Raw genomic sequence first — 5,490 nt, forward strand, 5'->3', positions numbered from 1 at the left:
TGGCCGCGATGGAGGATCACCTGCCATCGCAAGCTCTGGCCCATGTCGATCTGGCCGGGTTCGAGAACCGTTCCTATCAGAACCTGTCGGGGGGTGAGCAGCAACGTGTGCAACTGGCCCGCGTCCTGACACAGGTCTGGGAAAGCGCCGACAGCGACCAACCCCGCTGGCTGCTGCTGGACGAACCGGTCGCCAGCCTCGACATCGCGCATCAGTTCACCGTTCTGGGTATCGCGCGCGATTTCGCCGCGCGCGGCGGCGGGGTGGTTGTGGTCATGCATGACCTGAACCTGACCGCGCTGTTCGCCGATCAGGTCTATGTGCTGTCGCAAGGCCGGGTCTGGGGATCGGGCACCCCGCAAGAGGTTCTGACCAGCGCCACGATGCAGCAGGTCTATGGAATTGACCTGCCCATCAGCACCGTGCCGCCGTCTGAGCTCCCGTTCATCCTGCCGCAGGCGATGGCCCGCTAGGCTATTTCCCCTTCCAGACCGGATCGCGCTTTTCGGCAAAGGCGCGGGCGCCTTCCAACTGGTCCTCGCTGGCATAGAGCACATCGACCGAGCGCAATTGCCGCTTGGTGATCCGGTTCATCGAATCCTGAAACTTGCTGTCTTCCGCGTCGCGGACGATCTCTTTGATCGCCGCATAGACCAGCGGCGGACCCGAGGCGAGCAGGCGAGCCAGTTCCCATGCGCGGTCCATCAACTGATCGGCAGGCAGGATTTCGTTTACCAGTCCCCAACGGTTGGCCTCTTCGGCGTCGAACCAGCGTCCGGTCAGCAGCAGCTCCATCGCGATGTGATAGGGGATGCGTTTGGGCAGCTTGACGCTGGCCGCATCTGCAACGGTGCCGGATCGGATCTCGGGCAGGGCAAAAGTGGCGTGGTCGGCAGCAAGGATCATGTCGGCGGACAGCGCCAGTTCCAACCCGCCGCCGCAGGCGATGCCGTTGACGGCTGCGATGACCGGCTTGTTCAGATCGCGCAACTCCTGCAATCCTCCGAACCCGCCGACGCCGTAATCGCCATCCACGGCGTCGCCGTCTGCGGCGGCCTTCAGGTCCCAGCCGGGGCAAAAGAACTTCTCGCCACCGCCGGTCAGGATGGCCACGCGCAGGTCGGGGTCGTCGCGGAATTCGGCAAAGACCTGACCCATGATCCGGCTGGTGGCCAGATCGATGGCGTTGGCCTTGGGCCGGTCCAGCGTCACCTCTAGGATCGGGCCTTCGCGGCGGGTTTTGATCGGGTCCATGTCTCAGGCCTTTCTGATAAGGGCATCCACCGCCACCGCCGTGTCCGGCGTGCAGAGGAGCGGGTTGATCTCGACCTCGCCAAGCGTGTCGGCATTTTGCAGCACATAGGTCTGAACGGCCTGCACTGCGGCGATGATCGCATCCATATCAGCCGCGGGCTGGCCGCGATAGCCTGCCAGCAGCGGTGCGATTTTCAGTTTTCCAAGGGCTGTGCGAATGTCGTCCGGCGTGCTGGGCACCAGCAGGGATGCGGTGTCGCGCAGCACCTCGGTCAGGACGCCGCCCGCGCCCAGCGTCAGGACAAACCCATGAGCCGGGTCGCGCACGACTCCGACCAACAGTTCGGCTACGGCGCCGGTGATCATCTCTTCGATCAAGATGTCTTCGGTGCCGATTTCAGCGGCTACGTCTGCCACATCTGCTGCCGTGACGCCCAACCGCACGGCGGCATGTTCGGACTTATGCGCCAGCCCCACGCCTTTGACGGCGAAGGGTTCGGCCATGTCCTGCGCGGCGGCTTGTGCCTCGGCCCTGCCTCGGACCGTGCGGTTTTGCGGAACACGCAAACCGCACTCCATCAGCGCTTGCTTGGAGGCCGCCTCGGTCAATGTCCGGGTCGTTTCTGCCGTGCCGGGCAGGCAGATCGGGTCGCGCGCCGGAGGTGCGATTTGCCCTGCCGCGCGCGTGGCAGCGAGGGCCTCACGCAGACCCATCAGCGGCACCACGCCGCCTGTCATCAACTCCTGCGCCACATCTTCAGGCAGTAGTTCCGGCAGGGTCGCGGCAACGGCAAAGCGCGCGCCGGTGTCGGCGCGAACCTTGAGTGCTGCGCGCGAGGCAACGGCCCAATCCGTGGGATCGGTGGTCGGATAGTCAAGGATGGAGAATGTCAGGTCGATGTCATCGCCAGTCATACCGGACCACGCCCGCGCCATCGCGTCTTCATCCCGCCAGATATAGGTGTGATAATCCAGCGGGTTGTTCAGCGCCACCATTGGGCCGAGCGCATCACGCAGGCGGGTTTTCTTGTCCTCGCTCAGGCGCGGGAAAGTCAGGCCGGAGCCTACGGCCATATCGGCAATCAGGCTCGCTTCGCCCCCCGAACAACTGATTGAGGCGATGTTGCCGCCCGGCAGCGGGCCATAACAATGCAGCAGCTTCAGCGTCTCCAAGAAATCGGGCAGGGCGGTCAGGCGTGGAATACCCAGCCGCTCCAACAGCGCCTGCGCCCCGGCATCGCTGCCCGCCAGTGAGGCGGTATGCGACACGGTCGCCGCCTGCGCCTGTTCCGACGCACCCACCTTGAGGGCGATCAGCGGCACGCCTTTATCATAGGCTTTGGCGGCGAACGTCTCCCACTCGCGGATATCCTTGAAGCCTTCGATATGCAGACCCACCGCTGTGACGCGGGGGTCGTCAATCAACGCCGCCGCGATCTGTGCCTGACTGGTCTGCGCCATGTTCCCGCAAGCCACCATGTAGGCAATCGGCAGGGCGCGTTTCTGCATGGTCAGGTTGATCGAGATGTTCGAACTTTGCGTCAGGATCGCCACACCCTTATCGACCGGCACCGCCCCATGCTGGTCAGGCCACAACAGCGCCCCGTCCAAAGCGTTAATGAAGCCATAGCAGTTCGGCCCCAGTATCGGCATATCTCCGGCGGCGTCGATCAACTGCGCCTGCAGGTCGCCGCCGGTGTCATCCTCGGCCACCGCCTCGGAAAAGCCCGAGGCGAAGCAGACCGCGCCGCCCGCGCCCATGGCTGCAAGAGCCCGGACCGCCTCAATCGTCGCGTGCCGGTTGATGCCGATGAACACCGCGTCGGGGGCAGCGGGCAGGTCTTCGAGGCAGGCGAACGCCTTATGCCCCGCAATGTCGCTGGCCTTGGGATGCACCGGCCAGATTTGCCCGGCATAGCCCATGCGTTCGGATTGCAGGAAAACCTGCTGGCACCATGCCCCGCCGCCAATCACGGCGATGGTTTTCGGGCGCAGCAGGCGGGTCAGGTCTTTGGTCATCGTCAAGCGCCCAGCGGACGCAGCAGATCGCGGCTGATGATGTGGCGCTGAATCTCGCTGGTGCCGTCCCAGATGCGTTCGACCCGCGCATCGCGCCAGAAGCGTTCGATGGGGAAGTCATCCATCAGCCCCATGCCGCCAAAAATCTGCAACGTGGTGTCCGTAACCCGTGCCAGTGTTTCCGAGGCATAGAGCTTGGCTGACGCAATCTCTCTGTTCGAAGGCAGGTTCTGATCCAGCCGCCACGCGGCGGCCAAAGTCAGCCAGTCGGCAGCGTCAATCTCGGTGATCATGTCGGCGATCTGGAAGCCCACACCCTGAAACTTACCAATGGGCTGGCCGAACTGCTTGCGCTCTGCCGCATAGTTCAGCGCGTAGTCGAAACAACGCCGCGCACGCCCGACCGAAAACGCCGCAACCGTCAGGCGCGTGGCATAGAGCCATTCGTTCATCACCGCAAAACCGCCGTCGACCTCGCCCAGAACCTGTGCGTCGGGCAGGCGGCAATTATCGAAATAGAGGATGTAGTTCTTGTACCCCTTATGGCTGACCGAGTTATAGCCCTCGCGCACCTCAAACCCCGGCGTGCCGCGATCCACCAGAAAGGTCGTTATCCGCTTCTTTGGACCTTTCGGAGTTTCATCCACACCCGTGGCGATGAAAACGATAAAGAAATCAGCGTGTTCCGCGCCAGAGATAAAGTGCTTTGACCCGTTGACAACCCAATCCCCGCCATCCCGCAGGGCCTGACACTTCATCCCCCGCACGTCCGAGCCCGCGTCCGGCTCGGTCATCGCCAGCGCGTCCATCTTCTCACCCCGCACGGCGGGCAGCAGGTAGCGTTCGCGCTGGTCGTCATTGCAGGCCATCAGGATGTTTTGCGGACGACCGAAGAAATGCGTCAACGCCATCGACCCGCGCCCCAACTCCCGCTCGACCAGGGTGAAGTCGAGATGGGACAGACCCGCGCCGCCGACCTCTTCAGGGAAGTTGCAGGCGTAGAACCCCAGATCGATGCATTTCTGCTTGATCTCTTCGCCCAACTCACGCGGCACCTGACCACTGCGCTCAACGGCATCTTCATGCGGGTAAATCTCGTTTTCCACAAAGCTGCGAACGGTTGAGACGATCATCTCCTGTTCGTCGGACAGACCAAAATTCATCACGCGGGTTCCTTTGGATGAGTGATTGACGAATGAAACCGCAGGGGATTATTCAATGGCATGCCGATTAGGCGTTTTATCGTGCAGGATTGGAAAAAATTGACACGGCAGTTCAACTTTCTTCTGTTTGACGGTTTCTCGAACCATTGCCTTGCCAATTCGGTCGAGCCGTTGCGCGCCGCGAATACCCTGTCCCGGCAGGCGCTTTACGCGTGGCGGTTCTACTCGCCGGACGGGCAGGCGGTGCACAGCTCCAGCGGGCTGCAAGTCACGCCGCACGGAGCGTTGGGGAAGGAAAGTGGTGACGTGCTGGTGGTCATGCCGTCTTATGGGTTCCTCGGGCTGGATACCGCGCCGATCAGCCGGGCCTTGCGGGCGGCTGCGAAACGGCACGCGATTCTGGCGGGGCTGGACACCGGCAGCTGGCTGCTGGCGCGCGCCGGGTTGCTGGACGACCGCCGCGCTACAATCCATTGGGATGAGCTGTCGCGGTTTGAGGAGACCTTTCCCAATATCGACGCCGTGCAGGAGAGGTTCGTGATCGACGGCAATCGCATCACCTGCTCTGGTGCAATGGCGGCGTTCGATCTGGCCGACGCGCTGATCCGGGCCGATCATGGGCCATTGCTGTCGATGGAGGTCGCGCATCTGCTGATGACCCGCGGCACCCCGCAATCCTACGCCCTGCCGATGAAATCCGAGGATACGCTGGTCAACCGCGTACTGGGCATCATGCAATCCACGATCGAATCCCCGATCCGCATTCAGGACATCGCCCGACGGCTGGGCTGTTCACAAAAGAAGATCGAAACCCGCGTTCAGTCTGAACTCGGCACCACCCCGCGCGCGCTCTACCGCCGCCTGCGCCTGAACCTGGCCCGTAAGCTGACCACCGAAACGGATCAGTCGGTGGCCGAAATCGCCAGCCGCTGCGGGTACGACAACGCCAGCGCCATGACGCGGGCGTTCCGGGCCGAATTCGGGCAGACGCCGACCGCGTTCAGAGTGCAAGCAACCTCTGCGCATTCTTGAACCCGATCTTCTCTTTCACCGA

At 63.0% G+C, this 5,490-nt stretch carries 5 protein-coding genes; 2 read left to right on the plus strand and 3 right to left on the minus strand.

What is annotated here, in order from left to right; translation table 11 throughout:
* Nucleotides 1-473, plus strand: a 473-nt coding sequence (locus MPJ51_RS11295; RefSeq protein ID WP_298386310.1) for an ATP-binding cassette domain-containing protein, incomplete at its 5' end; no start/stop codon positions are given.
* Between the two features lies 1 nt (nucleotide 474).
* Here the strand turns inward: MPJ51_RS11295 and MPJ51_RS11300 are convergent.
* The 3 genes from MPJ51_RS11300 to MPJ51_RS11310 are packed head-to-tail and all read right to left on the minus strand — an operon-like array spanning nucleotide 475 to nucleotide 4,436.
* Nucleotides 475-1,254 (minus strand): carnitinyl-CoA dehydratase, encoded by a 780-nt coding sequence (locus MPJ51_RS11300; protein WP_298386313.1) that lies wholly within the window; start codon nucleotides 1,252-1,254, stop codon nucleotides 475-477.
* Between the two features lie 3 nt (nucleotides 1,255-1,257).
* Nucleotides 1,258-3,273, minus strand: a complete 2,016-nt coding sequence (locus MPJ51_RS11305) for an acetate--CoA ligase family protein (RefSeq protein ID WP_298386317.1) — start codon at nucleotides 3,271-3,273, stop codon at nucleotides 1,258-1,260.
* A 2-nt stretch (nucleotides 3,274-3,275) separates the two neighbouring features.
* The gene (locus tag MPJ51_RS11310) at nucleotides 3,276-4,436 is read right to left on the minus strand and encodes an acyl-CoA dehydrogenase family protein (RefSeq protein ID WP_298386320.1); all 1,161 of its coding nucleotides are present in this window, start codon (nucleotides 4,434-4,436) and stop codon (nucleotides 3,276-3,278) included.
* A gap of 81 nt (nucleotides 4,437-4,517) precedes the next feature.
* On the opposite strand from MPJ51_RS11310, the gene MPJ51_RS11315 reads away from it, so the two are divergent.
* Nucleotides 4,518-5,468, plus strand: a complete 951-nt coding sequence (locus tag MPJ51_RS11315) for a GlxA family transcriptional regulator (RefSeq protein WP_298386323.1) — start codon at nucleotides 4,518-4,520, stop codon at nucleotides 5,466-5,468.
* Nucleotides 5,469-5,490: the final 22 nt, after the last annotated feature.

Source organism: Ruegeria sp., assembly GCF_028066395.1.
In the GTDB taxonomy this organism is placed as follows: domain Bacteria; phylum Pseudomonadota; class Alphaproteobacteria; order Rhodobacterales; family Rhodobacteraceae; genus Ruegeria.